The organism is Agrobacterium sp. GD03872 (assembly GCF_029840625.1).
Taxonomy (GTDB): domain Bacteria; phylum Pseudomonadota; class Alphaproteobacteria; order Rhizobiales; family Rhizobiaceae; genus Agrobacterium; species Agrobacterium fabrum_A.
Genome location: NZ_JAOCCY010000035.1, coordinates 1 through 4,394, shown reverse-complemented (window position 1 = coordinate 4,394; position 4,394 = coordinate 1). Strand labels below are relative to the sequence as shown.

The following is a 4,394-nucleotide window of genomic DNA, read 5'->3' as shown; positions in this document are numbered from 1 at the left end:
GTTCGGGCAGATCGAGCCGGGGCAGACGCGCATCGATCGCGGCGCGCAGCGCGGTGAGGCTAGGTGGTTCCTCGATCTTTTCCAGGCGATCGAGGGACAGATCCGAGCCTTCCGAGGTATTGATGATGGTGACGGCCGGGTTCAGCGGGACACGATCGGCGGTTTCCCGATAGGCTCGGTCTAGCCGGCTCGACAAACGCCCGAGTTCTTCGTCAGCAACGGTGGATACTCCGACGGTGCGGCAGACCGTGGGACGTGCAGCTTCCCATGCCGGACCTGATAGTAGCCCCTTACGCGGATCGGCATACCGCAGTGAGCGAACCGGAAAGATGTCGCGCCGGCGAATGGCGCGGCGCAGTTCGTCCAGGATGCAGAGCCGATATCCCGTGAGATCGACGGCGCCATCGGCAGTCTTGAGTTGGGTCTGCCATGCCTTTGGCGCAAAGGCTGTTGGTGGTGGGCCGGCGCGCTTGCCACCGGAATGAACCACACGGAGATAATCAATGGCCTCCAGCAAGGGCCGGCCGGCGGGAGCCGCGCCGAGATCGAGGCTGGCGAGCAGCCCCGGCGTATATGCAATCTTACGATTGTGCTTCCTGAGTTCGGTAAAGTAGGTGTCGTCGTGAGGTTCCGCGAGGGTGCCGACACGCTCAACGGCCGCGTCAAGCGCCTGCCTGTCGATCAGGTCGAAGATTGCGGTGCGGACTGCATCGTCGGGCGTTTCGGGATCGAGAATGACGATCGCCGCGTCGCGCAACTTCAGTGCCGCTGCATCTAGATCTCGCAGCGACCGCAATCTTGCCAGCTTGGCAGCCGACGACGCCTCCGACACCATCGATGTCGTGACGGCGTCGAACAGATCGATGACATCATCCCCGGCCGATGCTTCGAGTGTTCGAATAAAGGCCAGCAGGGTTGCCGCGCGCCGGTCGGCCGGCAGACGCGAAACGGCCTGAGCCTTTGCAGCGCTGGCAAACCGCGCCAGCGCCGTGACTTTACCAGGTGGCAGCCGATCGAGCGACGGCAGGCCGCTTGCGTGGGTGCGAATTTCTTCCAGACGGCCGAGTGCACGGCTGATCTCCCGTCCGCTTTGAATGTACGGCCCGTCACGCAGCCGGTCGAGCGGGCTTTGGCGGGCACCCTCCGGAATAGCGACCAGGCTATCAAGCCGTTCCCGCTGTTCTGGCGTCATCGCCTCGATCAGCAATCTATGCAGCCGCCTGTTCGCCCGTGTGCGAACCCTTGCCACGGCCCTTTCAAGCACAGACAGACCCGGCAGTAGGACCTTGTCTTCTAGCAGCCATGCGACGGCCCGGTCGAAGAGAGCCGACGGTCGGTCCGATCCCGTCCAGCACAGGGCATAAAGAAAGCGGTTGAGACGGAACGCGACACCATAATCACTATAGGTCCGGTAGCCGTAGTGCTGACGAATGCGAGGCGCATGACGCCAGCGCCCTTCGCTGCGGGCATATTCGGCAATCAACTCTTCGGGCTCGGTGAGCGAAAGCTGGCGGGCGGTGAAGCGCAGAGCTGAAACAGGTGCCTCTGTGGGGTCTTCCGGAAAGGTGCCAAGCATGCGCAGCGATCCGAGCTGGACGGCGACGCCTAGACGATTGTGATCGCGGCGATGCACGGCGACGAACGCACGATCGGCGTCATCGAGGTGGAAATAGCGAGCCAATTGGTCCGGGGTAAGCTCGTCGGGAAAACGGCCATATTCCCGCGCCTGGCTCTCGCTCAGGTATCCTACCGGCACGGTCTTTTACGCCTGTATGCTGTTGTCGCGCTTCGCTCGACGCTTGCTTGCCAGTAGATCATTTGCCCGCTCGCGGGGCTTTCCCTTGGCATCGACGTAGGCATAGAGCGTCGATAACGACACGCCGAGTTCAGCCGCGACATCACGCGCAGCGTTGTCGCGATCTGCCATCATCGCCATGGCCGCCTTCAGCTTCTTCAGTGTCATGACGCGCGGTCGCCCGCCAGCCCGACCTCGGGCACGCGCCGCTGCCAGCCCCGCCATGGTGCGTTCGTGGATGAGATCGCGCTCGAACTCTGCCAGGGTGGCAAAGATGCCGAAGACGAGGCGGCCGGTTGTCGTCGTGGTGTCCACGTCGCCGGTCAGGACCTTCAGGCCGATCCCTTGCTTCTGAAGGTCGCCGACCAGGCCGACCACATGGGCGAGCGAGCGGCCGATGCGATCGAGCTTCCATACCACCAGAGCGTCACCAGCCCGCGCAATCTCAAGCGCTTTAGCCAAACCCGGCCGTTCTGTTGCACGGCCCGAGCACACGTCTCGAAAATCTTCTCACATCCGGCGCGTTCAAGACCGTCGCGTTGGAGATCGAGATTCTGCTCGCTGGTCGAAACCCGCATATAACCAATCAGCATCGGCGCCCCCCCGTTTCATATTAACTTAGACGGTAGGGAGGTTATCGGCTATAGGTTTCTGCACGAGTATTTATAGAATTTGACCGCTTCTGCGGAATTGTTGCGATCTGCTTCGCGGCGTCACATCAAACCGGGGTTTGTTGCACAGACTGAACCGACCGCTTACGTTCTTATTCCTGTCGTTCAAGCTCTAACCTCGTTGCCCAAGAGCAAAATGGTGAGGCTGTCGCCCGGGACGCCGTAGGAACCGTTTGTGCACCGCTCTGTAGGTTCGAACTAAGTCAAATACGGTCAAGCACACAACCACGCCGTCAGGCATGTAGAGCGGGTGAATTACAGGAGAACTCATGCCCGTTTTAGAAAGGCTGATCTGGCAGATCGAAACAGATCTGAATTCAGAGATGTCCCTTCGATCGCTTTCGGAACGTTGCGCGGTCAACATCCATCACATGTGTCGCGTATTCCAACACGCCACTGGGATGTCGATCATGTCCTACACACGGGCACGCAAACTGTCCAAAGCGGCGCGCGCAATCGTGTCCGGCAATGACAGTATAATCGCTGTCGCCCTGGACGCAGGCTACGGTTCTCACGAGGCATTCACGCGCGCCTTCGCAAGCTATTTCGGCACCACGCCGAGCAGTTTGCGCAAGGAGCACTTCGCCGCAAATCTTGACCTTATGGAGCCCTTCGAAATGAATAAAGATATGATCGTTCCGGTCAGTGCACCCCGGAAGCAAGAACGTGCAGCCTTTAATGTCATCGGTCTTGGGACCGATTGCTCGTTTGCGCAGACCGGAAACATTCCGGCCGTTTGGCAATCTTTCAATGCCCGTGAAGAGGAGGTGGCAGGCGCCGTGCCTGGAGCCACCTATGGCGTTTGCTGCATGGCCGATGAAGCAGGGAATTTCCGCTACATCGCAGGCGTCGAGGCGACAGGATCAACACCGGCGATGGAACGCGTTGACCTACCCTCGCAACTCTATGCCGTGTTCACGCATACTGGCCATATCTCGGACCTGCCGAAGACCGTCTACACAATCTGGAACAAGGTGCTGCCGGAATCGGGACTTGAGGCTGCGAAAGCACCTGACTTCGAAAAATATGATCACCGATTTGATGGTCAAACAGGCCGTGGAGAGGTGGAGGTATGGATACCGATCATTTCGTAACGGTCGTGTGATGAGACTATCTGGCAGCTAGAGCCGGAGCTACAACTGGCAGTTTTTCAACGTTACGCTTCAAAAGCTGCCAGTCCGCCTCCCGCTGCCAGAACCTCTCAGGAATCGCCGCATGGCTTATGTAGGTTTTCTGTTCCGTTGCTACTCAGACCCCATGAACTGCGACGACAGCCTTGCCTCGATCCCAGACATCGTCGATTCTGCAAATCAGTCCGGGCGAGCAGCACCCTTCGCGGTGGCGGACCTGATAACGGCGATTTCTGCCGTTCGCCTGGACGCCGAGGTGCTGGCTCTTGGCCTTGGCGAGCTGGTGCTGGCGCAGAAACTCAACTGGCCGAAACCCCTGCCGCTGCTGCTGCCCGGACGCTTTGGACCCGCCTTCCGCACCATCGGTGGTCGCGGTCGCGTCCGGCCGGGTGAGCCAACCTATCCGAAAGCGATCTGCCTGGCGCTGGTCGACGGTGTTGAGGCAGCGCTGCGGTCCGCCGTCGAGATCGATCGCCGCGCCGCGCGGTTGATGGCAGTGGCGCCGAAGGTGCGAACCAAAGGCGCCGAACCGGTGATCCGTCGATTGCTGACCGAAGACGCCGTGCCGGCGTCCGCACCGGGGTCAAAACTGTCGCGCTGGGCGGCCAACCGGCTGTTCGAGCGTCTGGAAAGTTTGGAGGCGGTGCGCGAGCTCTCCGGCCGCTCCTCCTTCCGAATCTTCGGATTGTGACCATGACCGCATCTTCCCCAGCCAAAGTCCGTCGGAAAGCGAACGCCGCGGACGAGCGTTTGTTTGATCGGGAGCTGGAAGACCTGCCGGCGGAGATGCGCTGGCGG

General features: G+C 60.6%; 2 protein-coding genes and 2 pseudogenes. 2 read left to right on the top strand and 2 right to left on the bottom strand.

Annotated features, from left to right (window positions below; all coding sequences use genetic code 11):
- Together N5D22_RS27040 and N5D22_RS27035 are read right to left on the bottom strand one after the other, a co-directional pair.
- Positions 1–1,756 (bottom strand): DUF4158 domain-containing protein (locus N5D22_RS27040; protein WP_279659002.1); only part of this gene is annotated, 1,756 nt, incomplete at its 3' end.
- A 6-nt stretch (positions 1,757–1,762) separates the two neighbouring features.
- Positions 1,763–2,388: pseudogene (locus N5D22_RS27035) on the bottom strand (recombinase family protein).
- A gap of 347 nt (positions 2,389–2,735) precedes the next feature.
- On the opposite strand from N5D22_RS27035, the gene N5D22_RS27030 reads away from it, so the two are divergent.
- Entirely contained in the window at positions 2,736–3,560 is an 825-nt protein-coding gene (locus N5D22_RS27030; protein WP_172873223.1) for an AraC family transcriptional regulator, read from the top strand.
- Positions 3,561–3,732: 172 nt separating this feature from the next.
- Positions 3,733–4,287 (top strand): annotated as a pseudogene (locus N5D22_RS27025) (DUF1403 family protein); the annotation flags it as partial.
- Positions 4,288–4,394 lie beyond the last annotated feature (107 nt).